Source organism: Sphingomonas epibiotica, assembly GCF_039615155.1.
Classification (GTDB): domain Bacteria; phylum Pseudomonadota; class Alphaproteobacteria; order Sphingomonadales; family Sphingomonadaceae; genus Sphingomonas.
In genome coordinates, this window is record NZ_JBDGHY010000001.1 from 412977 (window position 1) to 438412 (window position 25436).

Sequence of the window (25436 nt, forward strand, 5' to 3'; positions counted from 1 at the left end):
CGCATGGTATGGAAACCGGCGGACATGGTATGGAGGCATGGGATGCTGACGGACGCCAAGATCAAAGCCGCGAAGCCGCGCGAGACCGCATACAAGATGGTCGACTCGGCGCAGCTATTTCTTCACGTCACCCCGGCTGGCGGCAAGCACTGGCGAATGAACTATACGTTCGGGAAGAACGCGGCCGGCAAGCCGGCACAGAAGACGTTGACCTTCGGCCCCTACCCCGGCGTGACGCTGGTCGAAGCGCGGCAGAAGCGCGACGCGGCCAAGGCGCTGCTGCGCGACGGGCGTGACCCGGCAGTCGAAAAGCGCGTGTCGATCGAGGCGCGCGCGGCCGACCATAGCAACACGTTCGAGATCGTCGCGCGCCGATGGTTCGAACTGCGCAAGGCGATCTGGTCGCCCGTCCACGCCGACGACGTGCTGCGCAGTCTCGAGCGCGACGTGTTTCCCGCGATCGGCGCCCTCCCGCTGTCCGCCATCGACAGCCCGATGATCCTCGCCCTCTTGAACGTGGTCGAGCAGCGTGGCGCGGTCGAGACCGCGCACCGCCTGCGGCAGCGCATCTCCGACATCTTCGTTTATGCCATCGCGGCTGGTGGTCTCGCTATCGCCGACCCAGCCGCAAGCCTCGGCAAGGCGTTGCGGAAGAAGCCGCGCGCGAAGAAGCAGCCGTCGGTGATCGATCGCCTGCGCGACTATGACGCCCAGGTTGATGCGGTCCGTACCATGTTGGCGAAGTGTGACGCGGAACGCTGCCGCGCGTCGACCAAGCTGGCGCTACGCCTGCTGGCGCTGACCGCGGTTCGGCCGAACGAGGTGCAGAACGCCCGTTGGGACGAGCTCGAAGGTTTGGACGGGCCGAACCCGCTATGGCGCATCCCGGCCGCGCGCATGAAGGGCGATCAGGACCGCAAGGCCGACGACGGCGGCGATCACCTCGTTCCTCTGTCGACCTATGCCGTGGCGGCGATCGACGCGCTGCGTCCGCTGACCGGCGGCTACCAGTTAATGTTCCCGAGCGAGCGGCATGTGCATCGGCCGATCAGCGAGAACACGTTGCGCGCCCTTCTCATCCGCGCCGGCTACTATCAGCGTCACGTCCCCCACGGCTTCCGGTCGGCCTTCTCAACGATCATGAACGAACGGCCCGACCGCCAAGAAGGCGACCGAGCCGTTATCGACCTGATGCTCGCGCATATCCCGAAGGACAAGGTCGAGGGGGCTTATAACCGAGCTGCGTATATGCCTCGCCGTCACGAACTGGCGCAGGCATGGGGCGACCTCATCGCAGCGAATCTCGTCGCCCCGGAAGAGCACCTCGGCAAGCCGATCCGCTGGGCAGCGCATACCGATCGGGAGGCGGCTTAGCCGCCGCCACCGCTCGACGCGACAAGATCATGGACCTCGACGCCGTTTTCGCGAGCGCATTCCTCGGCGTCGATTATGGCATCTTCATAGGAAGCGCCATAATACGACACCTCCCTGCCGCAGCTGGTGTCGATGATCTCGACGCAGAAGACCATCCGACCGAAATCGGTGAAGTCGATCGTCGTCCCGTGCTTATTGGTCAGCCGGGCAGGCAGTGTCTGGATGCCGTTCGATATCTCGACCCGCACGGCTTCGTACTCGGCTGGCGTCGGCATGAAGTGGGTCATGCATCACCGCGCGCGGCCATGACCGCGTCCTTCCATGCCATCACCTCCCGCTCGCTCCACCGGCTGGACGCACCACCGGGCTTGCAGCACTTCGGGAACGTGCCAGCCTTCATTTTCTTGTAGATGATCGTCTTTCTAAGGCCGGCCAGTTCCATGACGGCCGAAAGCGGCAAGAGCCGATCGGCGAGACTGTGGTCGACCTCGCGCTTTACCGGGGGTGGTGGCGCGGCGGTGGCCCGCTTCCGGGGGGCGGTTGCGGGGCGAGCGGTGCGGCTGGTCATTTTACCATATCCATCTGTCGCGACATGAGCCGTTCCAGCCTCGCGAAATAGTCGACGCGGCTCGCCGGGCTGTCGTCGTATAGCCATAGCTGGTCGCCCGATTCCGGCTCCCAGAACACGTCTGCGAACTTCGCCGGATCACGCGCGAAAAATACGCCGTGGGTCGGCATGTAATCGGCGTAGGTCACGCTGCCATCTCGTCGCAGACCGAGCGGCAGGTAATCCCTGTTCAATGGCAGAAAGGCGTGTTTGTGGCCGGGCGTATGAACACGCTGAATGACGTAGGGCATAAACACCCTGAAGAACGTCGGCGTGGGGTTCGTCCAGCCGCCATATCCGATAGTCAGGCTAGACGCCTTCTCCCGTATCAGCGTCATCGACGATGCTCCTTCGCGAAGTCGTTGAGGCCCTTGCGGATCGCGTCGGGCAGCGGGTCGCTGGTGAACTGCCAAGCGAGGAACCACACCGCGACCATCTGCAAAGCGGCGTCGCCAGTCTGGGCGTGAGCCAGCCCGCCAGCGAGCAAGGCGGTGACAAGGGCACGGCCGAACGTCATCGCCGGTTCCTTCCATCACGACACGGTGCGCATCGCCCGCCGATGAGCCGCTTGCTGTCCTCGCCGCATTGTTGGCATTCGCCGGGTTCGCCAGCCGGGACCGGCACTCGCGCTGCCGCGAGGCTGTGCGCGAGGTGCTGTTCGGCCAGCTCGTTCGCGTCATCGATCGCGTCAGCCATCGCCGCGCATCCCGGCCTTCACCGCACCGACCTCCTGCATGATGATGAACGTGCTTTCCGGGTGGTTGGGCAGCAGCCGGTTCGCTTCAGCCTCGGCGGCGGCGAAGGTCGGATGCCGGAAACGCGGGTTGCGCGCCTGGCTCTTGTGTCCCGGTTTCACGACGCCGTTGCCGGCCTTGCGGTACAGGAGAAAACCGCCCCGGAATGACTTCGTGACGCCGTCGATTGCGGCAGGCGCGGTGCTGTTGTCGGTCATGCTTTTTTGCCTTTCAAACGGCGGGGATTGATTGCGGCCCAGACGATCGCGCGGCGACCGCTGGCGTTGCGGCGGCGGGCACCGCTGTCCCGGACCTTGCCCAGCCGGGAGAGTTCGGTGACGCGAGGGCGGATGGAGAGAATGGACATTCCCAGCCGGCCGGCGACTTCGTCGGCGGTCAGGCCGTTGCTGCGTTCGATCTCGTCCAACGCGCGAGCGCGAAGGATCATTGATTGCTCAGCGACCGTTTCCGCCGCTTCCCGCGACGTGTCACGATCGCGAGCGCCCGGCTGGTGCGGGTAAGCGAACAGGTCAGTCATGGCGGACGTCCGGCGTCGGACCGATGAACAGCGACCACGACAGGCCGAAGCCCTCGAAGCAGATGCACCATGCCCGGCCTTCGCCGCGTAAATCCCAACGCTCCGTCGTGTTGTCGCGATCGATGCGGAGTTCTGGCCGAAGGCAGCCGCCCCAGCGCTCGCGCAGGCGTTCGATGAACGTCATGCTGCCCTCCCCCTGTGATCGGCGAGGTTCACGACGAAGCCCGTCGGTGCCCGTTCGCCGTCATTCGGGTCACCGACCTCCCGCTCCTCCCATGCCGCGCAGCGCCGGTTCTGGTGCGTGCGCGGGAACATCGGCGTCGCGGTCTGCGGATCGCTACCGACGATCATCGGCGGGTTCACGATGCAGACGCCCAAGAACATCTCTGGATTGCCCGGTAAGGTCTCAGCATATGCCCGTGCAGGAGCGCCTGCCTGCCACCATTCGCAGGTGGCGCAGCGTTCGTCCGCGCTCACAGCCGGTACGCCTTGTCGATGAAGCCTTTGCCGCCGACCATGGTGGCATTGACCCACGTCAGCCGGCCCTCACCGAGATGGCGAAGCTGCCTGATATGACCACGCCGCAGGTGCGCGCGGCGGCTGGCTGACCCGCCCCCTCCCCCGGCCGACGAGCCGCTTGCATCGGTTCCGGCCAGCTTGAGAACGTGGAAGTCCTTCAGCGGCATCTTGCCCTGCCGAGCACGCGCACGGTTCAGCTTTTCCGCAGCGGGGTGCCGGATCGATTCAACGTTCCTGCACGAAAGTGCGCAGCACAGGTCGATGTAGGCGTTGATCTCGTCCATAAGATCCGCCGCCAGATGATCGGTTGCCGCGGCACCGCCGACGGTCGAGATGATGCCGAAGAGCGCTTCAGGTAGAATGGGAACATAGCCATAGGCGCGCGAACGAGCGTTGACCTGCGCCTTCGTCATCTGGCCGGCCGCCAAGGCCGCCGCCTTGAACGGCGTCATCGTCGGCGCCATCCATTCGTCATCGAACGGCAGGTGCGCAGCGGTTGCCATCGGCATCCACATTTTATGATCGTCGAGATATGCAATCGAGGCGATGACGACACCGTCGCCCGTGATCGGAGGCGCGCAGCGGCTCAATTCCGTCGGCAGGTCGTTCGTCCATCGCCACGCCAGCGCGATCCGGCGCGACGAGGGTGCGTCGGTGTAGCCCGGCGTATGCCGGGACTTGTCCTGCGGCATGGCATATTCCAGTGCCATAACCGGAAAGGTCGGGGTGAAAGTCAGGCCGGGTACTTCCGGCGCTGGCTTCGATCGGTCGAGAAGCGTCCCGGCGTCAGGCAAGATAAAGACTTGCGCCTGCCGCATTTTCTCGACGAGGTAACGGATGCCGATCCGGCTCAACGGCGCAGCGGTCGCGTCTAGCGCTGATAGCGCCTCGATCGCCTTCACGGTGTAGTTGAGGGCTTCAGCCATGTCAGCGCCCCTCCGCACGGAGCCGACAGGCATCGGCGGCGAAAATTTCCAGCCAGTCGTCGGCGTAGCATTCTCGCTCGCGCATGAAGTCGATCTTCACCGCCAGAGCTTCTAGATCGGGCGCGGGCGCAGCGATGACGCGATCCATCGCGGCACAATAGCTGTCGACGGCACGGTCCTCGGCTGGGTCGCCATCGGGCAAACCGTCCGAATAGGCGCGGGCGCGGGTATAGACACCGTAGGCACGATCCCAGCCGGTGCGAAGGTTCTCCCACACGACCCAGCCGTTATCGGTTTCCCGACCGTGCCGGTTGACCAGATGCGTGAACGGTTCGCGATCATGGTCTATCTCGGCGTCAAGCGCCTTGGCGATCGTCATCCGTCGCGCCGCTTCCTCGTCCGGAAGGTCGAGCGAGAACAAGACGGCGGCATCGAGGCCGGTCGACAAGTCGCCAACCGTGTTGAGCATGAGGCGTCCGCCAATGGACAGGAACGCCGTTGCGGTTTCGAATGCTTCGGTCATGCTGCGACCTCCTTGGCGGTTGGAAACCTGACGCCGACGATGCGCGTGCAGCGGCGTACTTCGTATGCATCCGTTTTGTTCTGGGTCTCGACCTGCTGGCCGAGGAACGCCACCATCGCCTCTGCCGCGTGCTGGATGCGCTGGCCTGCGTCGTTCACGTCGCGATCGTCGCTCACCAGTGCCTGCGACGAAATCTCGGCAATCGCCGCTGCAAGCGACAGGATGTCGGCGAGGCTGGCGGGGTTCATCGTCAGCATCACGTTCAGCAAATCGGCCAAGTTGTCGCTGCACTGGCGGTCTTCGCATTCCGCGTTGGTGCGGTCGCCGCCGTCGGGCGTCAGGTTCTTCTTACCGAGATCAATCGCCTCTTGGCGGTCCAAGATATCGCTGCGGAGTTTCGCGAGTGTCTGGATCGACGTCGGCGCCGACAAGCTCGTCAAACGATCGGCATCAGCTTGGAGCATTTCGCTCTGATCGATGCCGCGGAATAGTTCGCGTTCGGCCATGAACGCGATCTTCGCTTTGAAGTCCGCAGCACTGGTGACGGGGAAGTCCGTGACCGCAATTTCGGTTTCGCAGTTCTGGGCGCAAAGAGCGTTGTTCTGCTCGTAGATGGCCGGGTCAATATCGGCAGCCGCTCCGTCGCTGGCTGCGCCCGCTGCCGCCAGTTCGAGCGGTTCGAGCACCTCGCGATAATGCTGGGCTTCGGCTTCCGAAGCCGCCTGCGCCGCTGCAAGCAAGGCGACAAGTTCGTTTGCGATGGGTGCCATGGATCAAACCTCCACTTGGGCGAAGAGCAGGGCTTCCTGCTCAAGCATGGCGTCCCAGCAGTCGGTTTCTCGCCCGCCTCCCTTGGCGACCATGAACTTGAACGCGAAGGCGCTGGCGTCCGGCGACGGGATCGCCATCAGCGCGTCTTCGGCTGCGTACCGGCGCTTCGTCCAGCGCTCCTCGCCGGCCACATCGTTGACCGCGCCCGCGGCTTCTTCACCCTCGCGAGCAACAACATATGTGGCGCGGGCGGTCGCCCATTCGCTGTCGAGACGGGTCGGCGAACGTTCGGTTGAAGCGAACCGGGCAACGTCGTCGAACAACGGCTTGATAGCGTCCGCGCGCCACGATGCCGTGTATCCGTCAGGCTCAATCTCAAGGAAGTACTGCAGCTTCCACAGCAGCGCCCCCATGTGCGGCGACGGCATTCCGAGCGCCGCATCGATCGCCGCAGCATATTCATCGTCGTTGGCACAGACCGCGTCGTGGACTGCGGTCCGGCCCTCGCCTTCTGGCATCACCTTTAACGCTGCGTTCAGCCGATCGCCGTCAGCCTTCGCCAAGTTGATACGCCACCCCGCGCGAAAGGATCGCGAACATGCCGACACCACAAGAAATCATCGCCCAGAACCGCAAGGAACTGGAAGCGCAGAACAAGGCTGCGATGGAGCGGACGGACAACGTTCAGCCGACGCCGACGCAGGAGGAAGTCGACACCGCCAAACTGGCAACGCCGACGCTGGAAACCCTCGACAGCAAGGAAGACCGCGGCGCGCCGGAAGAGCGTCAGGTCGAAGCCGACGGCGCTGCCGAGTACCGCACCCGCGCGTCGCGGGCCGGCCGCGCCAAGACGCAGACGGCGGAATAACGAATGAACGGGTACAAGCTATCGGCTCGCGCAGCCGAGGCCGAGGTGCGTCGCAGCGCATCTCGGTCGCTTGCACTCGTTGATGAAACGCGCGCGGACGCCGTGACCGTCCCGATGGGCGGCGGCTGGTCGCCTGTGAATTTGCCGGTGAACTGGTGGCAGATGGGTATGTCGCCGCCAGACCCCTCGCGATCGTCGATGGTTGAGGCGTGCGTTTCGGCCTACGCGCAGACCACCGCCATGTGCCCCGGCAGTCATTGGAAGTACGCGCCGGAAACCGGCCGCGTGCGCATCCCAAATTCGGCATTGGCCCGGATCATCAAGAAGCCGAACGATTACCAGACGATCAGCGATTTCCTCCTAAACCTCGTCCGGTATCTCCTCGATAACGGCAACGCATACGCACTGGTCATCCGCAACGCGCGGTTCGAGCCGATCGAACTGCATCTGATGAACAGCGACATGAGCCATGCCATGATTGCGGTCGACGGCTCGGTTTTCTATGCCCTTGCCGGTAACCCAATCATCGACCGCCGCTTTGGACCCCAGATCGTCGTCCCGGCCCGCGACGTGCTGCATATCAAGCTGCACACCCCGCGCCACCCGCTTCTGGGCGAAACGCCCATGGTCGCTGCGGCACTTGAAATGGCAGCGGGCAACGCCGCACTGTCGCATCAGGTCAATTTCTTCCTTAACCAGTCGCGCCCGTCGTTTGTGCTGACGACCGATCAGTCCATTACGGCCGATCAGGTTCGAATGCTGCGGGCGTCGTGGGATGAGCAGGCGAAGGGTCTGAACAGCGGCGGGACCCCCATTCTCGGGCATGGTCTGAAGCCGTCGCCGCTTGGTTCCAGCAACAAAGACGCCGAGTTGGCCAGCATTCTTGGGCTGTCGAACGAAGCGATCGCGCGGGTCTACCGCGTACACGAAGAAGGCCGACGAGACTGTGCAGCCGGTTATTGCGGGCAAGCTAGCGCCGGACGAGCGCGAGACCTTCCGTATCGTCATCGGCGTGACTACGCCGTGACCGCGCTGACGCTCGATCTCGTCAAATCCTTCCTCCGGTACGAACTGGAGAGCGTCGATCAGGACGTTACCCTTTCCGTCGCGCTGGAAGCGGGCATCGATTGGGTAGCCCGGACGGGTCGGTCAACTTCTCGGTCGGCGAGCCCGCCGGCCGTGGCTGGCAGGGCACCTATACCGACTTCACCGCGGCCGACAGTCCCGATCCTGCCGCTTATATGTGGTCGGCCTATAAGGGGCCGGCGGCGTTCGGGCTGACCGGCAGCGGCGATACGAACGTCAGCGGTAACGCGCTTATCAAGAGCGGTAGCGGCGGCTGGGATACCGGCGGCGGCTATTCCACCGAAGGCTGGCGCGGCGGGGCACAGTGCAGCTTCCGGGGCGGGCAGACGTCCGTAGCGAACATCATGGCCGGGCTGAACTCCGACCCGGCCTCGAACGACAGCTTCAATACGATCGACTACGCGTGGTTTCTCGCCGACGACGGTGTCTGCCGCATCTATGAGAGCGGAGCGGGTATCGCTACGATCGGCGGGTACGCGACGACCGACGTGTTCCAGATCGTCTATGACGGAGCGTTCGTCCGCTACATCAAGGACGGTGTCACGGTCCGCAGCGTGCCGGGGCCGGCGGACGCGCTCTTCTATTTCGACGCCGCGCTTGCGGGCGAGCCGGGAACGCGGCTCGACGCAATCACCTTCGCCGCCGCCGGCAAGGCCGGAGCCGACGGAAAAGACGGCAACAGCGCCCCGCTCGTCCGCACGCAATGGTCGATCGACGGTGCGACGAACTGGCACGACAATTTCTTCGGAGCTGACCGCTACTATCGGCAGTCCAACGACGGCGGTGCGACGTGGGGGCCGGCAATCCTCGGCGTTGGCGAGGAAGGCGTGCGCGGTGCCGACGGCGGGTATGAGGACAGTCGGTTCCGCTATAGCTCGACGGTACCCGCAACGCCCGTCGGCGTGTCGCCCGTTGAATGGTATGATGCGCCAACCCTGACGCAGATCGCTGGCCGGGTGTCGACCAGTCGCGACGATTACATCAGCGGCGATCAGTGGCTCCGCGTGCAGCCGGGCGAGGTCTATCGGATCGTCGGTGGGGTGAATGCGACGCAGGCGAACGCAGCCGGTGCGCTGGGTCTGAATTTCGCCGGCAATCCCGCCGACGGGTCCACCTATGGATGGGTCGCGGCCGGATCGATCCCTACGGGCCAAGCTGACGCGATCGATGGCTATATCGTCGTTCCGTCCTACGCGACTTATATGCGGCCGTGGGCGCAGATCAACGCCGGAGAAGCCTTCGGCCAGATCGATTACCATTACCGGATCGACAATCTGCCGCCGCTGTTTATGTCGCGGGCGAAGCGGAACGCCGACGGCAGCCTTGCCGGTGCGTGGTCGGCACCATTTCGGATCAGCGGGCAGGATGGTCAGGAAGCGCTTTCGGCCTATCTGACCAACGAAACCTTCTCGCATCCCACCGACGCTGCCGGCAACCCGACCGCGATTGCCAACGGTGTCGGCAATGGGCAGATGCGGGTCTTTCTCGGCAGTCGCGATGTTACCGCGCTGTGCACGTTCACCAAGCAAATTCCGTTTTGGTTGGACCTGACGGTCGACGCCGCCGGCAACTATTCCGCCACATATCTTGGCAACGACAGCGGCTACGCGTTCATCATCGCCGTGTTTCAGGGTCGGGCGATCGCCAAGCAGCTGTCCGCGACCCGATCGAAGGCGGGTACGGACGGTACCAGTCCGCCGCTGCTGACATTAGTGGCGACTGACCAGTCCTTCTCGCTCGATACGAACGGGACGCCGCGCTCGAAGACGATCCGTCTGACGGCCACGCCGCAGAACAACACGACCGGCGTTCTGTGGGCGCTGTACCGCGCAGACGGTACACCGTTGACCAACGCCGTGCCGGCGCCCGACCTTGCCGCTGTTGGCGCTGCCAGTCGTCACCTCGATTTTCTCAACATCGAGATCGACGCCAATCGCTTCCATGCGATCCTTGCCGAGCACGGCGGCGAGAGCATCACATACGGCGTCCAGCTGAACGGCGAAAACGCCAGCGACAAGGTTTCGATTGTCCGGCTGCGCGACGGTGCGAAGGGCAAGGACGGTGTCGACGGCGTGCCCGGTAGGAACGGCGCCGATGGTCGCACCAGCTACACGCACTATGCCTACGCGGACACGCCGAACGGACAGGTCAACTTTACGATCGATGCGCCCGGCGGCCGGGCCTACATTGGCACCTATACCGACTTCGTGGCGGCCGACAGCCCCGATCCCAACTCCTACGCATGGACCTCGTACAAGGGTCCGCCTGCCTTCGGTCTGACAGGCAGCGGCGACACGTTCGTCGCCGGCAACGCACTGGTAAAGCAGGGCAGCGGCGGATGGGATAGCGGCGGGGGATATTCGACCGAGGGCTATGCCGGCGGCGCGCAATGTACGTTCATAAACGGTCAGGGAACTGGCGCCGATGTAATGGCGGGGCTGAACAGCGACCCATCTTCCGACAACAGCTACGCGACGATCGACTATGCTTGGTACATGGCTGGCGACGGCGGCGCGGATATCTACGAGAACGGCGCGTACTGTGGGCGGTTTATCTCGGGCTATGGCTTCGGCACGTTTCAGGTCGTCTACGACAACCGCACGGTTCGCTATCTCTACAACGGCGTAACTTACCGATCGGTCGCCGTCCCCGCCGATAAGCTGCTATATTTTGACGCGGCACTGGCCGGGCCTCCCGGTACACGCTTGAACAGCATTGCTTTCCTGGCTGCCGGGAAGGCAGGAGCCGACGGTGCTAACGGACAAAACGGCACTGACGGTCGCGACGGCGCGCAAGGTCCGGGAGGGCCGCAAGGACCACAAGGGCCGGGCGGGCCGCAAGGTCCGGGTGGACCGCCGGGACGCGACACGATCGTCTATTATCAAGATGAGCAGCCGTCGAACCCCGTATACAACGACACTTGGGTAACCCGAACGCCGCCGCGCATCTGGCGTCGCTGGAATGGCGGCGGATGGGAACAGATCCTTGGCATCGTTTCGGCGCTGGAGATTATCGACAGCGCCTACATCGCTGACGCCGCGATCGGCTCGGCGAAGATCGCGAATCTTGCTGTGGTATCGGCGAAGATCGGCGACCTTCAGGTCGAGACGATCAAGATCGCCAATCAGGCCGTGACAAGCAACGTTGCGGTCGAGGGAGGCAATGGCAATGCTGGCAACGGCAGCACGGTCGTTGTGCAGTCGATCTCGTACGTTGCGTCCGGTATCGGTTTCGCGCGGGTCGATATTCAGTACGACGCTCGGGCAAGCGCTGGCGCAACGCAGGGAAGCGGCTCTCTACAGCTTCGCCGGACACAGAACGGGCAGCAGGTCAACGTCGGTCGGTCCATCAATCAAAGCCTGAACGGTTCCAACGAACCCTACTCTTTCTGGTTCGTCGACAACCCCGTCGCTGGCGCAGTGACCTATGAGCTCGTCCTGTCGACCAGCACGCCGGGCAATCGGACATTCTTCATCGACCGGGCGCAGCTTGCGGTCTCGGAGTTCAAGAAGTGAAACGCTACGCGATAGTTCGCCACGCCGATGCGGTCGTCAGTCGGATCGTATCGGCGCAAGATTTGCAGACGCTGATGATGAACTGCCCTGACGGGTGCGACGCAGTACCGTGCGACGACCCGAAGATTGTGCCGGGCGAATGGGCGTGGGAGGCCGGCGGTTTCGCCCGGATCATTCCGCCCGCGCCAACGATCGAAGAGCAGCGCGCGGGCGTATGGGAAGCTGTGCGCGTCGCGCGCGATCGGGCGGAGTGGTGGGGATGCAGTACGCCGCTCGGCCGCGCCGACAGCGACCCGGACAGTCAGCGGAAAGTGGCTGGCGCGGTGCAGTTGGCAATGATCGCGCAGGCGGGCGGCGCTCCGTTTTCGATCGATTGGACCATGCAGGACAACAGCAGCGTGACGCACGACGCCGCAGCGATGATTATGCTCGGCGTCGCGGTCGGTCAGCATGTTGCCGCCTGTCATGCCGTCGCCCTGGTGAAGCGATCGGCGATCGAGGCGGCCGAGAATATTGAGGCGCTGACGGCGATCGATATCGAGGGAGACTGGCCCGATGCGCCGACTGACTGAAGTGGCCCGCCAATTGCTGGTGTCGATCGACCAGTTCGCGCAGGTGGCGATCGTTGGCGCTGCCTACCTTTTGCACCTGACCAACGTCTGCCCGTCCGCTGACGAAACGATTAGCAGCTATGTCGGCCGGGCACAGATCCGGCGGGCGTGGTGGGCCGCGATTGTCGCGCCGCTGATCGACGGACTGTTCGTGCTGTTGGGGGAAGCGCCGGGCCATTGTCGCCGCAACGTTGAGACCGCGTTCTTGGGCCTGCCCCCGCAACCCTGACCCAAAGAGGACTGCCGTTATGACCACGTCCTTCCGGGCGCGCTGGTGCGCGTCCCTGTGAGTGCCGAGAACAGCCTCGTCGCGCAGACCGTGGCGAACGGTCCGCCCACCATGGCCCCGCCATCGTTCAACGATGGCGCGAGCCTTTTCCTCTTCAACCTCTTCCTGATGACCGCCGCCATGTTTCTCGGCGCGATGCTGGTCGGCCGGCAGCTTAGCCGGATATGGGCGCAGCGGCGGTTCGATCACCCGCTAGACCCGGTCAGCCTCTATCGAACGATAACCGTGCTGGCGGGTGTCGGGCTGACCCTACGGTGCGGAGCAGAGGCAATGTACCTTTGGGGCTGGTCGCCGGCCGACCCTGTCACCGTCGCACGCGTCGCCATGGCGAAACGCTGGATCGATCCCGTCGCGGTCGCGGCCGGATTATTGTGGATGGGGATCGTCATGCTGGGTGAACCGGGTATCGAACATCAGCTTCGGAAGTCGCCGCTTCCGGTTGATATGTGGTCGCGCTGGCCGACCCTTGCGCGCGCGGCCGGCATCATCGTTCTCAGCTTCATTGCAGCCGCCGCGGCGGTGATCTTCCGGTGAAACTGCAGTCGGCGCTGGGGGCGGCAGCGGCGATCCCCATGCCGGTTGTCTGGAACCTGTTCGGTCTAGGCTATCGGTTCGAAGCAGGCCCGTTCGTGGTCAGCATAACCATGGTCCTCATCACGCGGCTCTGCATCTTTCTGAACACGCGGAGCCGCCGGCAAATCTATCTCGACATTGCGGTAACGTTCCTGTGCTGCGTGGTCGCGGTGCTGTGGACCCAAGCGCATTCCCTCGGGCTGCTAGCGGCAGCGATGAGCGCCATGACTATCGCTGGCATCGGGTACGGCCTGATCGGCATCGGCAAAAGCCAGTTCATGGCAGCAGCGCGGGGCGGGCTCGACTCGTTCTTCACGGGCATGGCGCGCGCCGCGCCGATCGAGACCGACGCGCAAGCGATCGACCGCCTCAAAGACGATCTCGACAAGGTCGAGTGATGCCACCCCCTCGCCGAAGCGAGGGGGCAACGGCGTCCTGGGAGAACGCAGGACCGGCCTAGCGGCTGGGTCTGTATCCCGGATGAACACCAACCGTACCGAAGGAATGCGATATGACGACGGCAGACCCGGCGTGGCTGAAGGCTGCGCGCGCGAAACTTGGCACCCGTGAGGCACCCGGCCCGGCAAACAATCCGACGATTATGGGTTGGGCGAAGCGGCTGGGAACGAAGGCGCTCGGCATCGCCTACAACGCCGACAGCGTGCCATGGTGCGGCGTCTTCGTCGCTGCCTGTATGCAGGAAGTCGGCTTGCCAACGGCACCGATCGCGGTTCGGGCGTCGGCCTGGGCGAAGTACGGCGATCCCCTAGCCTTCCACCGCCCGGCACCCGGCGCGATCCTCGTCTTCCAGCGGCCGGGCGGCGGGCATGTCGGCTTCTACGTCGGTGAAGATGATACCGCCTATCACGTCCTCGGTGGCAACCAGTCCGACAACGTGACGATGGCGCGGATCGAGAAGACGCGCTGCGTGGCGGCTCGCTGGCCGACCGGCGTCCCCTTCGCCGGGAAGCCGGTGCGAATGGCGGCGCGCGCGGGCGTGCCGCTGTCGAGGAACGAGGCTTGAGCGTCGTATCTCTGATGGATCGCCTCGCTGCCAAGCGCGCGGCCCACGGCGGAGAGATCTTCATGCTGTGTCCATGCCAAGCACAGGCGGACGACCCAGCAGGGTTCTATCCGGTTGTGGCGCACGACGCGCGGGGCATCGTCCTGTCATCGTTGGTCTGCATGGCCTGCGAAGAGCCTGCGTACTTCAATGCCGGTCGAATACTCGCCGATGGCGAAACAGCTTGAGCACGATCCGCCCCCTACTCGCCCTAGTCGGCGCGATCGTGGCCGTCGCGCTACTCGCCACCGCCTACATCGCCGGCCGGCGCGACGGGCGCGCTATCGCTGACGGCAAGCAGGCGGCGGTCGAGCGCGCGGTGAAGGCCGAACGCGACAAGCGCGAGGCGAACGTCGCGGCTGGCGACACGGCGGGCGCGGCCAAGGAAACCGATCGCCAAGAGAAGGTCCGGAAGGTCTATCGTGAAACGAACACCGTCACCGAGCGCCCTGTGTATCGCAACGTCTGCGTTGATGCTGACGGGGTGCGTCTCATCGACCGCGCGACCGCCATCGCCAACGGCGACGATACCGGCCAACCTGCTGGCGCGACCGGCGATCCTGCCCCAGCCGCGCCGCAGCCCTGACGGCGGGCAGGACGGCGCGGCGGCGCTCGGTTCACAGCTTGACGTGCTGGACGTCGCGGGAGGCATCCGCGGCCAACTCGTCCGGCTACAATGCGCGGTCCTAGCGTCGACCGGCCAGCCGTTACGGAACGATTGTCCGAGGTAGCTTCGCTGCCCGTTGCATCGCGGCGAGGTCGAACACAAAACCGGGTTCAGAGGCGTCGGACGCCCCCTTCTCCCAAGCGTCGTAAAGGTCGTCGTCGCTATCGTCAGTATATGGGTTGTAGATCATTTGGCTTTCGGGTCCGGTAACGCGAGACGCGGCCACACCCTGCCAATAGGCGGCTTCGACTGGTCGTTCGGTAATCATCGTACCGGCTGTTCCCCTACATCAGCGCTGCCGCACGCATCCGCTCACGCTCGTCGATGCGATACGCTTCGCCAGCGTCATCAGTGGCGCCGAAGAAATACTTATGCCAGATTTGCTGCTCGGTCTCGGGCGTGCTGGCCAGTAGCGCTTCGCGGACGGCAGCGAGCAGTTCGTCGGTGACGATCATCATTCGACCTCCGCAAACGCCCCGACTCCGGGGTGATGAGCGTAGGGTTAACAAATTGGCATAGGAATCCTATAGGATTTCGATGCAGAGTCGGCTGAGCGCCTGATTTTTCGCTGCCGGCCTTTACCGCAATGACGCAGCTATTTGACGGACTTCTTACCCGTAATGGCACTGCTACTCGTCAGGATGGCAGAAAGCGTCAATGAGTAAGCGCCGGACCTCATCCGGCCCCGCAGCTAGCATCGCATCTTTGGTTGCGGGTGGTATCAGCACGGTATGGCGCACCAACCTCACGCCAGCGAATTTGGGCTTGGAACCGGACCGTCCGGCGCGTCCGCCCTTTCCGGGCATTCCAACCATACTGTTTCCTATCACAATCGCGAAATGCGGTAGCACCAACGAGCGCATGCCCTGCCGCATTGTATGAAGAGCCGTTTTGATTTTACAATTACGAGGTTCAATGCAACGACCGGACGGCAGGTTATCCCTACCAATCAAGGCGCCCCCACAGTGGGACCGGCGCAGGTGGTCGGGATCGGCGGGCCTATCGCTAGCCGGCTTCGGAAGGTATCGGTTGTGGCGTCCTCAACTGCCGATTACTCAGCGCCTACGCGAGGGAGAATCATATGCTCAAGCAGCTATACAGCCGGCTTTCATGGAAGGCGCAGCGCTACGCCATCAAGAAGTCAGTCGACAATAACTTGATCGCTTCGATCTATTACGGCTTCTTCAACCATCAGCATATGCGTGAGATTAAGGCCGTCGCCGCCGGACAGGTCCGATATGCCCAAGATCACGCTGGGGACGCGCCAAGCTATTACATGCTTAGGCGGAATATACACCGCCTTGAGAAAGGTCTTATTATGAGACCGCGGCGTCGGGTGTTTGCGGCAGACTTCATCAACGATACCGTTGGCGTCTACGCTCGTGCTGCAGCGCAACCAGATAGTGACCAAGCACCTGAGGTCGTATGGGCGCATGACGTTCTCGACGCCTATTTCGCTGCAGTCGATCGCGAGGAGCCGCGAATTGCGCGTGCCTATGCGAAATTCGAGGAAGTTGAGCGGTCTGCACATCAAGCCCGCAACTATCGATCGGCGCCATATCAGCGTGATCTTGACGGACCACCCCCTGTCGACTTCAAGGCGATGCAAGAACTGGCCGAACGTCGACGCTCGGTACGCTGGTATCTCGACAAGCCCGTTGATCGTGGTCTGATCGATCAAGCGCTGGCGGTCGCTGGTCAGTCGCCTTCGGCTTGCAATCGGCAGCCATTCCACTTCCGGATATTCGACCAAAAGGACCTAGTTAAGAAGGTCGCGGCGATTCCTATGGGAACCAAAGGTTTCTCTGATAACCTTCCCGCCGTTGCTGTCGTTGTGGGTCAACTACGAGCGTATCCGCTCGAGCGTGACAAGCATGTGATCTACATTGACGGCTCTTTGGCGGCAATGAGCTTCATGTATGCGCTTGAGTCCTTGGGCTTGTCATCGTGCCCAATCAACTGGCCGGATCAGGAACCTCAAGAATCGCAGATGCGTGCAGCACTCAATCTGGAAGCGGACGAACGCGTCGTTATGCTGATCGGTTTTGGCTGGCCCGATCCTGAGGGACAGGTAGCTCGTTCCACTAAGCGACCTGTCCCCGAATTACGGCGTTTTAACTAAAACGCTTGCTCTTAATAAGCTCACGGACGTCCTGCCACATTGCGTCCGTGAGCTTACGCTGCGCGTCTGCTCGCGTACGGATGCTAGCGCGCGCAGCCGGACTATCCGCCACCTCCAGTAGCGCGTTCAATTTTTCCGACCAAGTTTCGGGCTTCTCAACGTCAACCAAAAGTTGACCGTTCCCATAGTCGTCCATCAGTTCCTGATACTTGTGCGACCAGCCGCAGGCCAACGATGGGACCCCATTCGAAAGCGCACTGACCAGACCGTGGAAACGGGAAGACACAATCAGGTCGGCGTTGGCAATGATTGCCTTCGTGTCGAGAGCGCTGGACGCGTTGACGATCGGTAGCTTGGTTGCCAGCTCGTCGTTGATCGCATCAGCAATTACACGATCTCGTCGACCTTCGTGCAGAAGGATCGACACATTCCGGCCGGACTTCTGCAACGCTTTCGCGGATTGGATCATGAAAGCAACGTAGGCGTCCCGCTGATGCGCACGATCACCAGTCGCCATTTTCTCGTTCGGGATTAGTAGCGCCGCGCCCTTCGTAGCGGCAAATTCAGCCGGCAAATCGGCTTTCAGGACGTTCGTAAAATCAGGAGATCTCTTGATTTTGCTATCGGCACTAATGCCAGCTACGTACTTCGCCGAAACGTTGTCACGAACAAAGACGCGATCGAGATACTTGAGTGAATCACCGAATACCTTAGCGATGCCATCCTTCTCGAAAGCGCCAAGAGCTTGGGGAAGCAGGACAGCGACGTTCTTTTTATTCTTCCAGCCCTTCAGGCGTTCAAGCAGCCGGTGACGAAGCTTTTCTGTGCCCCAGTAGTCGCCATAGGAAAAGCCCGAAGCATCCAAGACAACGTCGACTTGCGAAGCCTTAACCAAGCCACGGCGACGTAGAACGAAACTCGGTAGCAGATTGTACACGAGCGTACGAATACCGTTATTTGGCGGAATTACGCCAAGCACGCCGAATTGATCCCGAGCTTCCCGCGACATCCATGTCGGCACCGCCAACTCCGCGTTCGGGAACGATTTCTTCAGCTCGGCCCTGACCGCCTCAAGCATCAGAACCGCGCCCTTATTCCGCTCGAAAATGCCCAAAACTTCGACGATCATATAGGCCTCCTGCCGCCCCCAATGCGTTACGCGCAGGGCTGTAGCCGAAACGACTATATGAGTCCTATATGATTTTTGCTGCGGTGCGGCACGCTTCGCTCGTAACTGGAACGCTTGGATCGGTCAGGCGCACAGGACCGTGCTACTTGGAATACGACGTGAGCGCGGCCTGACACAATTCGAGATCGAACCATGCGTCGGCTACGAACCCTCTTCAGGTTCAATGGGCGGAAGCTTCACCGGCATATCGCGGCAGCGGACTATTGCCCGTGCAAAACCGAGCGCTATCAAGATTGTCGGTGATGCCGGACGCCGACCAGTATTGAACTCGCTGACCCGGCTTATTGGGATGTCGTTTAACTTGGCCCATTTGATGAGTCCGCCAGCCTTCACCATCTCCTTCTTCAGGATCACGCGGATATCGTCGTCAGTGAAAACTTTGGCCATCCGGGTCCGCCTCGCATCCGGTAATTTTAATTTCGCCTCAAACGCTAGCGGTGAAGAATAGGGGTGAGCAGGTCGTAGCAATACCCAGCATGATGACCGGAACTCCCTTCAGTCCTAACTTTTCATCGTTCAGTTGAGAGCCAGCGGATTCAAGCGCGGGACGCCCCATGAGCACCAAAAACCCCAAAGTGATTAAAATGTTGCCTACGAGTATTGCTATGGAAACGAATGTCATCATCCTGCCTCTCGTTCCGGCTTTGTAAGGCTCGCAATTTCTGCTCGCAGGTTATCGCGTTCTGCTAGATAGGTTCTTGCCGCTCGATCGAGTTGATTAACCTTTCGGTCGGCATCGAGTAGAGCGTCCTCGTAACGGCGGCGGCTCACAAATGGCCATCTCATCTTCGGTTCTCCATCTCGTGCTGTCACTAGCAACGCCTTTAAACGCTACCGCCCATCTCAAGAGTGCCGACCGAGCACTCCCATAACCATCGGGCCAACCATCCTCGATCCAGCTACGGAAAGATGATCGTCGTCGTAGTATAAGATTTTGCCGTTTGCACGAGTTTCACATAGGGCCCCGTGGCAGAATGCATGACGCGGCAGAACGACGGTAACGCCTTTGCCTGCCAGTCGCGAAATCAACAGGTCGGCTATTGGACCCCAGCGGACATCAGTCGGTACGCGCTCGGCGCAGGTTTCCGCCGTTCCTAGCTTGGCTTCGCGAGCAAAGCATCGCGGCAGCGCAAGATCGTACATCGGCGTCGTACCTACCAGAACGATCTGCTTTCGAGGCACCCTTATTCGGATTTCAGCAAGGACGGCACGCAAACCGTCGGTGAAGACCTCGGCAGTCTTGGCTTCGTCGTGGTGGCCTACGGTCTCATATATCGCCGGCAATGTTGACGCCCAGCTTGAGCTAACAATAATCGCATCAAGGTCACTTTGTGCCGACGCCTCCTTAAGAGCCGTATCGTACATTCGGGCGCAGCCGGGGTTTTTGGGCGCGTAGGCGATATACGCGGAGAGTGGGCTACAGCCGGAAATTGTAGCCTGCCTCACTTCTAAACCCGATCGAGAAGCAACGTCCTCGATGCCAGGCATTAGGTGATCGGCATGAGAGTCGCCCCAAACCAATAGATCGTAACCGGGTTTGCCGTCCGGCTTACCCGAAACGCAGTGCGATAAATCCCCGAGGTTTGCTCCAAGTCCTGCTTGGCCAGAGTGGCAAAAGCGACGACGAGGGTTAATATCGTCATACGCTCGCATGGCGATCTGCACATCGGCGTTGGTGTAATGCAAAAAGCCCTTGGTCTGAACGAACACCAGACCCACTGCCGCAATAACCGTCGCCGTACCCACGCTCGCACCCAGCACTTGGGCGCGAGATATTGTCCAGCCTTTCCCGCTACGGAAACGGGATTCGACATACTTCGTAGATAACGCTGCTAAAAGAAACGCGAACGCAATCGCAACGAGCGATTCAGCTATCGTAAGCTGTCTGTTCAGTGCCAAGCGCGGCAGCACCAACACCGGCCAATGCCATAGGTAGAAGCTGTACGAAACTAAGCCGACGTACAGAAGTGGACCAACGGACAGAAGACGCCCGATCCGGGTTTTGAAGTCTGAACCCGCATGGATAATGAGCACAGCCCCAAGGCAAGGTGGGAACGCCGCAGGTCCGGGAAACGGCACTCCTTCGGTGTAGAAGGCCATCGGTAGTAGGATCATCAACACGCCAATCGCGGCGGCTGCCTCGCGCTGAACTGCCGATCGGAACTTGGGGATCGCACCAACGGCGATCATGGCGCCAAGGCCAAGTTCCCATGCTCGCGTAGGAAGCATATAGAACGTCAGATCCCGGTAATATTTCACGCCTACCGTTGATAGGGCTAACGAAGCCAAGACTGTCACTACGACGAATACCCGCAGCGGCCGCTTGTTATCACGACGAGCAAGATATGCAGTAAGAAATGGCCATAGGATGTAAAACTGCTCTTCGACGGCAAGCGACCACGTATGCAGTAGCGGCATATCCGCAGCGTCAGGAGCAAAGTATCCGGTGTCGGCCCAGAACACGACGTTTGCCGTGAACGTGGCGACGCCTATCAGGCTTCTGCCGAAATCCTCCAGTCCTATTGGGGATATGATTACGACCGAAGCAATCGTCGTCACCACTGTCATCAGGACGAGCGCCGGCATGATCCTGCGGAAACGCCGTTCGTAGAAGCGGGTTATCGAAAATTCACCCCGCTCTGCTTCTCCACAGATTATCGAGGTAATCAGAAAGCCGGATAGGACGAAGAAAACGTCCACTCCTACGAAGCCGCCGGTAAGGGCCCACGGCAGCGCGTGGAAAAGCACAACGCCGCCGACCGCAATTGCCCGCAGCCCGTCAATGTCGGAACGATACTTAATCATGTGCCCCCCGGCCCCTGTTCAGCCGGGAAGCACGTAACCTATATTACTATAAAATTCCTATACCGATTCGAGTGGGCGGTCCTACGGCGGGACTATCCAGTCGATATGGCGAAGAATGGGCTACCTGTTAGGCGTTCGAGAGCCCGTAGAACGGAACGGTGCTTACCTCGAACGGCAATCCAACCGGTCTTACGATACACAAGCCGGTCAATCGGCCATCGCCAGCTTCGCCCGCGCCGCATCGGCGAGGAACCGCGACCGGTTGGAGGCAACGCGATCGATGCGCGCGAGCAGTCCGTCTTCGAGGCTGATCTGAACACGAACCGCCTTGCCGGGACGTTCGCCCCTTACAAGGATACGGGCAACGACATCGCAGTCCGCGTTGACCTCGACGGCGTTGAGTTCGGACGGGTCCGGGATCGGGTCGCCATATTCCGCCATAACGCTGAGGTGCCCGTTTAAAGCCTCCTCGGCATTAATCGCCGCTTCGTTGACGGTGTCGCCAGCCGAAACGCAGCCGGGCAGGTCGGGAAAGAAGACGCCGAACCCTTCGGGACCGCGTTCAATGATCGCTGGGAAATAGACAGTTGCCATCGGGGTGCTCCTTGGGTGGAGTGACGTCCCCTCCTCTATGGGAGGGGTACGCCGGTTTGCTTTGATATGCTCTTGAGCGTTCCGATTGGGAGCTCGCTCTTGGGATGGGGGACGGTAGCCGTTCCGGGTTTCGTCGGGTGGCGGAAGTGTCTGTGGCTTCCTGACTGTCTGACTTCGTACCACCCGTCGGCTTCAATCTTTCGTATCACTTCCCTACTTCGCATCGGCGCCTCCCTGTTGTGTATTGTCTACACAACAACCGCGCGGAACGCAACAGGCTACTACACAAAAGATACACAATTTATTCGCAGCTGGCGGGTGACCGAATCGCCCCCTGAAACCCGCAGAAATGCGCCGGTTTTAGGTAGCCGCCACCACTGTTTACGACATTTCGGATCAGTGGGTCAGAGACACGTCCGCCAGCCTTCGGGCCGAGCGGGGGTGCCGTGTTGGAGCACGGCAACCGACGGGCAACAGGTAGCTCCCCGTCACTAGCGGCCGGCCAGCCGCATCGCCCCGCACCCGCGCAACGGGCGGGGCTCCTGTGAGCATTTTGAACAATGGAGTCGAATCATATCGTTACCGCCCCGCTGGCGTTCAGCGGCGGCGCTGCCGGCGAATGCGCCGGTTATCTGTTCGACCCCGCCCAGCCCGGCCGCATTGCGATCGGGTTCGGCGAGGCGGATTTCTACGTGGCGTTGATTTGCCGGAAGGTGGCGAACGCGACGATCGTCGCCAATCACTACAGCCGGCGCGTCTATAACGGGTCGACCCTCCACCTAGGGGTATGGGTCGGCGGGCGAATGCTCGGTGTCCTGCAGTACGGCTATGCAATGAACCCGGCCTCGGCTGGGAGCGTGGTCGACGGCACCGAAATGAACCAGTATCTCGAACTGAACCGCATGTGGCTCGACGACGCGGCACCTCGCAACAGCGAGAGCCGGGCGCTGGCGGCATCGATCCGGCTCATTCGCCGGGTCCGACCGGACGTGCGGTGGATACAGTCGTTCGCCGACGAGCGGTGCGGCCTATTCGGCACCGTTTATCAGGCGGCTGGCTTTACCTACCATGGCGAGCATCGCGGCATCTTCTGGGAACTCGATGGCGACTGGTACCACAACACGCTGATGACGGCGAAGGGAAGACGCGCGGAAGGTCCGCGTGCGGCGCACCTGTTGGCGAACCGGGGTCGAGCTACGCGGCATCTGCTGCGGCAGTTCCGCTATCTGCGGTTCCTCAAGCCCCGGTTCGCGAAGGGGTGCCGGTATCCGCCACTTCCCTTTCCGAAGCCGGATTATTCGTCCGGTGAAAAGTCAACGATGTAGTCTGAGTGGCAAAGCTCGTGCCGTCGAACGTGGCCAGTTAGATGGGTGGACACCCCATCGACCTCGACTACGATGCTGCTGCGCTCGCCCGCTCTCACAGCTCGATCGAGTTGGCACTGGATCGGGGCGCTAACCTCGAAGTTCCCGAACGGCGTGATTATGCGCGGCATGGTTCAATCATGGGCCATGCCGCTTGCAGTTTCCAGCAAAGAGATTCACCAGCGTTTATGCGGCCCGTCCATCGGACGAGCGCGGTTCCCCCGCGTGCGAGGACGGTGCGACCCCGTCGGGCCGCTCCATTCGTGGTATCGGGTATGGTCGCTTTTACGCAACTCGTTGGGTCAAATGTAACTTCCGGGCGATCAACGACATTGCAGCGTCCTCGTCGCCACGAAAAATAGGCATGGGCAACGATCGGTTCTGCGCCCGCTGGAAGCGTTTGCGGCTGATGACCTTCATGTCGGGTTCTTCAATCATGGCAATAACCGCTAGATCGTCCCGCCCTTCAATTTGTGCTTCTTGGTGCGCAAGCAACGCTTCGTTCAGTTTGTCACCCGAGTTTACAAGATAAATTCCCGCAGCCTTAGTGCTGTTCGGGGTAGTAGGCCGAACTACTAAATCCGCGGGAAACTCCGCGAAATCGTTCGCGATGACTCCGTTGTCGCTTACAATCACTGATGACTTAAATCGGCTAGTAATCGCCGAAATAACGTCTTCACGGAATGTAGATCGCACAACCTCGCGCGTCACTAGTTCCAAGTCGCGCACGCGGATAAGGGACGACAAAAACCGGATTGCCCGGTCGGCCAATTCCGACTCTTCGAAACTTGGCGTTTTTATCTCGAACGTTTCTCGATCCCAGAACGCCCGACCTTGATCGAGAATGCTATCAAGAAGCTGCCCGCGTGTCCCCTCCGTGATCGGGATATCTCGCGCGATCAGGTTGGCAAGATAATCGCCGTCGTCTTCCAATCGAACGCCGTCGATATCATCCGCAATGTAGAACGTTATCCGATCGCCGGACCCGTCCTCGAAGGCCGAACTTACGGCGAAGCCGGTCCCGACGGGGCGTACTTGCACGCTCCCGCAGAACGCATTGCAAAGGGCATGTTCGAGGTTAGATGCCTGCATGAGCAAACAGCGGGCCAACGCTGTCCTCTATCCGAAAAAACTTCATCGACGCCTGCCAAAACGTTGTCTCCGTCAACGCAGCTTGCCGTCGGTGACGCTGCTTTGCATCGGGGATGCGAATTAAATTGTCGAGCCCCGAAGCGCCAACCTCGATAGCACCACGGTCGCAGTGCGCATGGACGTGCAGCCCGGGATGGCTTTCATGATGCTCGAATCGAGCCACCACCGAGAATGCCGATCCGACCTTGGCAATAAGCATCGACTTCCAGTTGCCCCGAGCAGGGTTGCATATTGCAACCATGATAAACTCATCCTCGCCAAGCTGCGCAGTGGCGGACCTCCACTGCCAGCCATTCCGTGATGGTCTAGACTTGGCATAGATCGGGCAGAAGCGTGGGGACATGTCCCCTTTCGACCACCCAGTTTCGGATACGAGCTGCTTCCTGTCCCCGATTATATGCCTGATCCGCATCCAATCCCCCCGAGTCGGTGAGGATCATAACATCGTTGCGCAATCAGGCGCGACTTGATCGGCTATCAGCCGGCGAACCCATGAAAGGGCACGGTGCCCTCCCCAAACGGCACCCGGATCAAACACCCTTCCCACGGCACGAACCTGTGCTCGCCGTCGTGTCCGTGATCGAGCAGGCATATCAGGCGAAGGTCGCCGCCCGGCTGGCGGCAATGCTGACGGCCGATTACGAAACCGCGCATCGGCATCACAGCGACATTGGTGTCGTCGGTCATTGCAACGTCCTGTTCTCGTGAATGGCGTTCAGGCAGTCGGCAAGGCGAAGCCATTCGCCCAACTCGCCCTGATCCTTGGCGGCGTTCGCGCCGGCCGCGACGATCTGCGCCGCCCTGCCCATGCAGGCTGTCGACAGCAGTTCGAACGCCTGATCCCACGCGGTCACTGCAGGTTCCGCCAGTCGGCCTCGGCGTCGTCGACTGCGTCGATCATCTCCCCGGGGGCCATGCTCTCCGACAGGTAGCGCCGCACGTCGTCAGCGCTGCCGTTGCGCGGGAACGCCCGGTCCTTGGCCGCTGCTGCGATGAGTTCGCCCAGCGCCCCGCGCGCATCGGGCTGCTTGAGCATCCACGTACCAAACGCATCCGTTTCGGTTTGCATACCATTCCTCCGCTTGACCGAATCGCCATCTGCCCCCGATTATGTTCCCGCTATGTTCTAAAAGCTAGTGGGGGCGTATGGGTTGGAATGACTTTCGGTTGCCGGCCTGCGGGGAGCGGCACGACAACGAGGACGGCACCAGCCGGCAAGCCGAACTGGCGCTGCTGACGCCCGGCGACGAGTTGCACCTGATCCGCGAACCGATGAACGAGCACGACCCGATGGCGGTCGCTATCTTTACCAGCCGCGGTATCCGCGTCGGCTATCTGGCGCGGGTCCGGGCGATCTGGATCGGGAGCAAGATGGATCGCGGTCAGCCGGTCAACGCGATCGTCGAGCGGGTAAAGGGTGCCGCCCTGCCCGGATCGCCGCTCGGCCTCGTAATGCGCCTGAATATGGACGGTGAGGAACCCGAATTGCCTTCCGCATGAGGCCGCGTGTGGTATGCTTAATTCGAGTCCGACGGGGTGAATATTA

General features: G+C 61.6%; 38 protein-coding genes. 13 read left to right on the forward strand and 25 right to left on the reverse strand.

Going from position 1 to position 25436, the window contains the following annotated elements:
* Window positions 1–42: 42 nt before the first annotated feature.
* Window positions 43–1374, forward strand: a complete 1332-nt coding sequence (locus tag AAIO73_RS01965; protein WP_345875835.1) for a tyrosine-type recombinase/integrase — start codon at window positions 43–45, stop codon at window positions 1372–1374.
* Here AAIO73_RS01965 and AAIO73_RS01970 read toward each other — a convergent pair.
* The 13 genes from AAIO73_RS01970 to AAIO73_RS02030 are packed head-to-tail and all read right to left on the reverse strand — an operon-like array spanning window position 1371 to window position 6555.
* Entirely contained in the window at window positions 1371–1649 is a 279-nt protein-coding gene (locus AAIO73_RS01970) for a hypothetical protein (RefSeq protein ID WP_345875836.1), read from the reverse strand. The genes AAIO73_RS01965 and AAIO73_RS01970 overlap by 4 nt on opposite strands.
* A gap of 8 nt (window positions 1650–1657) precedes the next feature.
* Complete coding sequence (locus tag AAIO73_RS01975; RefSeq protein WP_345875838.1) at window positions 1658–1942, reverse strand: helix-turn-helix transcriptional regulator; 285 nt, start codon at window positions 1940–1942, stop codon at window positions 1658–1660.
* Window positions 1939–2319 carry a hypothetical protein gene (locus tag AAIO73_RS01980; protein ID WP_345875840.1) on the reverse strand — a complete coding sequence of 127 codons (381 nt, stop codon included), beginning with the start codon at window positions 2317–2319 and terminating at the stop codon, window positions 1939–1941. Before AAIO73_RS01980 ends, AAIO73_RS01975 begins: the two co-directional genes overlap by 4 nt.
* Window positions 2316–2498: a hypothetical protein gene (locus AAIO73_RS01985; protein WP_345875841.1), complete on the reverse strand. Its 183-nt coding sequence runs from the start codon at window positions 2496–2498 to the stop codon at window positions 2316–2318. Before AAIO73_RS01985 ends, AAIO73_RS01980 begins: the two co-directional genes overlap by 4 nt.
* Complete coding sequence (locus AAIO73_RS01990) at window positions 2495–2677, reverse strand: TraR/DksA C4-type zinc finger protein (protein ID WP_345875842.1); 183 nt, start codon at window positions 2675–2677, stop codon at window positions 2495–2497. The genes AAIO73_RS01985 and AAIO73_RS01990 overlap by 4 nt, the downstream gene beginning before the upstream one ends.
* Window positions 2670–2933 (reverse strand): hypothetical protein, encoded by a 264-nt coding sequence (locus tag AAIO73_RS01995; protein ID WP_345875843.1) that lies wholly within the window; start codon window positions 2931–2933, stop codon window positions 2670–2672. The genes AAIO73_RS01990 and AAIO73_RS01995 overlap by 8 nt, the downstream gene beginning before the upstream one ends.
* On the reverse strand, window positions 2930–3253 hold the full coding sequence (locus AAIO73_RS02000) for a hypothetical protein (RefSeq protein ID WP_345875846.1): 324 nt from the start codon (window positions 3251–3253) through the stop codon (window positions 2930–2932). The genes AAIO73_RS01995 and AAIO73_RS02000 overlap by 4 nt, the downstream gene beginning before the upstream one ends.
* The gene (locus tag AAIO73_RS02005) at window positions 3246–3437 is read right to left on the reverse strand and encodes a hypothetical protein (RefSeq protein WP_345875847.1); all 192 of its coding nucleotides are present in this window, start codon (window positions 3435–3437) and stop codon (window positions 3246–3248) included. The genes AAIO73_RS02000 and AAIO73_RS02005 overlap by 8 nt, the downstream gene beginning before the upstream one ends.
* Window positions 3434–3730: a hypothetical protein gene (locus tag AAIO73_RS02010; RefSeq protein ID WP_345875849.1), complete on the reverse strand. Its 297-nt coding sequence runs from the start codon at window positions 3728–3730 to the stop codon at window positions 3434–3436. The genes AAIO73_RS02005 and AAIO73_RS02010 overlap by 4 nt, the downstream gene beginning before the upstream one ends.
* Entirely contained in the window at window positions 3727–4674 is a 948-nt protein-coding gene (locus AAIO73_RS02015) for a hypothetical protein (RefSeq protein WP_345875851.1), read from the reverse strand. The genes AAIO73_RS02010 and AAIO73_RS02015 overlap by 4 nt, the downstream gene beginning before the upstream one ends.
* A gap of 25 nt (window positions 4675–4699) precedes the next feature.
* The gene (locus AAIO73_RS02020) at window positions 4700–5221 is read right to left on the reverse strand and encodes a hypothetical protein (protein ID WP_345875853.1); all 522 of its coding nucleotides are present in this window, start codon (window positions 5219–5221) and stop codon (window positions 4700–4702) included.
* On the reverse strand, window positions 5218–5991 hold the full coding sequence (locus tag AAIO73_RS02025) for a hypothetical protein (protein ID WP_345875855.1): 774 nt from the start codon (window positions 5989–5991) through the stop codon (window positions 5218–5220). The genes AAIO73_RS02020 and AAIO73_RS02025 overlap by 4 nt, the downstream gene beginning before the upstream one ends.
* Before the next feature lie 3 nt (window positions 5992–5994).
* Complete coding sequence (locus tag AAIO73_RS02030) at window positions 5995–6555, reverse strand: hypothetical protein (RefSeq protein ID WP_345875857.1); 561 nt, start codon at window positions 6553–6555, stop codon at window positions 5995–5997.
* A 35-nt stretch (window positions 6556–6590) separates the two neighbouring features.
* On the opposite strand from AAIO73_RS02030, the gene AAIO73_RS02035 reads away from it, so the two are divergent.
* The 9 genes from AAIO73_RS02035 (at window position 6591) to AAIO73_RS02075 (ending at window position 14583) form a co-directional block, all read left to right on the forward strand.
* Window positions 6591–6860, forward strand: coding sequence for a hypothetical protein (locus tag AAIO73_RS02035; RefSeq protein ID WP_345875859.1), 270 nt, complete (start codon window positions 6591–6593; stop codon window positions 6858–6860).
* A 3-nt stretch (window positions 6861–6863) separates the two neighbouring features.
* Window positions 6864–8141 (forward strand): phage portal protein, encoded by a 1278-nt coding sequence (locus AAIO73_RS02040; RefSeq protein ID WP_345875861.1) that lies wholly within the window; start codon window positions 6864–6866, stop codon window positions 8139–8141.
* 3316 nt (window positions 8142–11457) lie between these two features.
* Entirely contained in the window at window positions 11458–12033 is a 576-nt protein-coding gene (locus AAIO73_RS02045) for a DUF4376 domain-containing protein (protein ID WP_345875863.1), read from the forward strand.
* Window positions 12017–12301 (forward strand): hypothetical protein, encoded by a 285-nt coding sequence (locus AAIO73_RS02050; RefSeq protein WP_345875865.1) that lies wholly within the window; start codon window positions 12017–12019, stop codon window positions 12299–12301. The genes AAIO73_RS02045 and AAIO73_RS02050 overlap by 17 nt, the downstream gene beginning before the upstream one ends.
* 45 nt (window positions 12302–12346) lie before the next feature.
* Entirely contained in the window at window positions 12347–12895 is a 549-nt protein-coding gene (locus AAIO73_RS02055) for a hypothetical protein (RefSeq protein ID WP_345875867.1), read from the forward strand.
* A complete protein-coding gene (locus AAIO73_RS02060; RefSeq protein ID WP_345875868.1) occupies window positions 12892–13332 on the forward strand; it encodes a hypothetical protein in 441 nt (146 codons plus the stop codon). Before AAIO73_RS02055 ends, AAIO73_RS02060 begins: the two co-directional genes overlap by 4 nt.
* 113 nt (window positions 13333–13445) lie before the next feature.
* Window positions 13446–13958 (forward strand): TIGR02594 family protein, encoded by a 513-nt coding sequence (locus AAIO73_RS02065; RefSeq protein WP_345875870.1) that lies wholly within the window; start codon window positions 13446–13448, stop codon window positions 13956–13958.
* Entirely contained in the window at window positions 13955–14185 is a 231-nt protein-coding gene (locus AAIO73_RS02070) for a hypothetical protein (protein ID WP_345875871.1), read from the forward strand. The genes AAIO73_RS02065 and AAIO73_RS02070 overlap by 4 nt, the downstream gene beginning before the upstream one ends.
* Window positions 14182–14583: a hypothetical protein gene (locus tag AAIO73_RS02075; protein ID WP_345875873.1), complete on the forward strand. Its 402-nt coding sequence runs from the start codon at window positions 14182–14184 to the stop codon at window positions 14581–14583. Before AAIO73_RS02070 ends, AAIO73_RS02075 begins: the two co-directional genes overlap by 4 nt.
* Window positions 14584–14948: 365 nt before the next feature.
* On the opposite strand, the gene AAIO73_RS02080 is transcribed toward AAIO73_RS02075, so the two are convergent.
* Window positions 14949–15122, reverse strand: coding sequence for a hypothetical protein (locus AAIO73_RS02080; protein WP_345875875.1), 174 nt, complete (start codon window positions 15120–15122; stop codon window positions 14949–14951).
* Between the two features lie 623 nt (window positions 15123–15745).
* Here AAIO73_RS02080 and AAIO73_RS02085 point away from each other — a divergent pair.
* Window positions 15746–16786: a nitroreductase family protein gene (locus AAIO73_RS02085; RefSeq protein ID WP_345875877.1), complete on the forward strand. Its 1041-nt coding sequence runs from the start codon at window positions 15746–15748 to the stop codon at window positions 16784–16786.
* Here the strand turns inward: AAIO73_RS02085 and AAIO73_RS02090 are convergent.
* From AAIO73_RS02090 to AAIO73_RS02115, 6 genes are all read right to left on the reverse strand, one after another.
* Window positions 16779–17915 carry a polysaccharide pyruvyl transferase family protein gene (locus tag AAIO73_RS02090; protein ID WP_345875879.1) on the reverse strand — a complete coding sequence of 379 codons (1137 nt, stop codon included), beginning with the start codon at window positions 17913–17915 and terminating at the stop codon, window positions 16779–16781. The genes AAIO73_RS02085 and AAIO73_RS02090 overlap by 8 nt on opposite strands.
* A gap of 201 nt (window positions 17916–18116) precedes the next feature.
* Window positions 18117–18362 (reverse strand): hypothetical protein, encoded by a 246-nt coding sequence (locus AAIO73_RS02095; RefSeq protein WP_345875881.1) that lies wholly within the window; start codon window positions 18360–18362, stop codon window positions 18117–18119.
* Between the two features lie 37 nt (window positions 18363–18399).
* The gene (locus AAIO73_RS02100) at window positions 18400–18600 is read right to left on the reverse strand and encodes a hypothetical protein (RefSeq protein WP_345875883.1); all 201 of its coding nucleotides are present in this window, start codon (window positions 18598–18600) and stop codon (window positions 18400–18402) included.
* Window positions 18601–18818: 218 nt separating this feature from the next.
* Window positions 18819–20780, reverse strand: coding sequence for an acyltransferase family protein (locus AAIO73_RS02105; protein ID WP_345875885.1), 1962 nt, complete (start codon window positions 20778–20780; stop codon window positions 18819–18821).
* 207 nt (window positions 20781–20987) lie between these two features.
* Window positions 20988–21374, reverse strand: a complete 387-nt coding sequence (locus AAIO73_RS02110; RefSeq protein WP_345875886.1) for a type II toxin-antitoxin system HicB family antitoxin — start codon at window positions 21372–21374, stop codon at window positions 20988–20990.
* Window positions 21375–21409: 35 nt separating this feature from the next.
* Entirely contained in the window at window positions 21410–21598 is a 189-nt protein-coding gene (locus AAIO73_RS02115) for a type II toxin-antitoxin system HicA family toxin (RefSeq protein WP_345875887.1), read from the reverse strand.
* A 336-nt stretch (window positions 21599–21934) separates the two neighbouring features.
* Here AAIO73_RS02115 and AAIO73_RS02120 point away from each other — a divergent pair, with 336 nt between their 5' ends.
* Window positions 21935–22699, forward strand: a complete 765-nt coding sequence (locus AAIO73_RS02120) for a Mom family adenine methylcarbamoylation protein (RefSeq protein ID WP_345875888.1) — start codon at window positions 21935–21937, stop codon at window positions 22697–22699.
* 324 nt (window positions 22700–23023) lie between these two features.
* Here the strand turns inward: AAIO73_RS02120 and AAIO73_RS02125 are convergent, their stop codons facing one another.
* The 5 genes from AAIO73_RS02125 to AAIO73_RS02145 all read right to left on the reverse strand — a co-directional run bounded on the left by AAIO73_RS02125 (window position 23024) and on the right by AAIO73_RS02145 (window position 24959).
* Window positions 23024–23779: a DUF1828 domain-containing protein gene (locus AAIO73_RS02125; protein ID WP_345875890.1), complete on the reverse strand. Its 756-nt coding sequence runs from the start codon at window positions 23777–23779 to the stop codon at window positions 23024–23026.
* Window positions 23780–23816: 37 nt separating this feature from the next.
* Window positions 23817–24089 (reverse strand): hypothetical protein, encoded by a 273-nt coding sequence (locus tag AAIO73_RS02130; RefSeq protein WP_345875892.1) that lies wholly within the window; start codon window positions 24087–24089, stop codon window positions 23817–23819.
* A gap of 278 nt (window positions 24090–24367) precedes the next feature.
* Window positions 24368–24577, reverse strand: coding sequence for a hypothetical protein (locus tag AAIO73_RS02135; protein ID WP_345875894.1), 210 nt, complete (start codon window positions 24575–24577; stop codon window positions 24368–24370).
* Entirely contained in the window at window positions 24574–24744 is a 171-nt protein-coding gene (locus AAIO73_RS02140) for a hypothetical protein (RefSeq protein WP_345875895.1), read from the reverse strand. Before AAIO73_RS02140 ends, AAIO73_RS02135 begins: the two co-directional genes overlap by 4 nt.
* The gene (locus tag AAIO73_RS02145; RefSeq protein ID WP_345875897.1) at window positions 24741–24959 is read right to left on the reverse strand and encodes a hypothetical protein; all 219 of its coding nucleotides are present in this window, start codon (window positions 24957–24959) and stop codon (window positions 24741–24743) included. The genes AAIO73_RS02140 and AAIO73_RS02145 overlap by 4 nt, the downstream gene beginning before the upstream one ends.
* A gap of 77 nt (window positions 24960–25036) precedes the next feature.
* Here AAIO73_RS02145 and AAIO73_RS02150 point away from each other — a divergent pair, with 77 nt between their 5' ends.
* Window positions 25037–25390 carry an HIRAN domain-containing protein gene (locus tag AAIO73_RS02150; protein WP_345875899.1) on the forward strand — a complete coding sequence of 118 codons (354 nt, stop codon included), beginning with the start codon at window positions 25037–25039 and terminating at the stop codon, window positions 25388–25390.
* The last annotated feature ends 46 nt before the right edge of the window (window positions 25391–25436 follow it).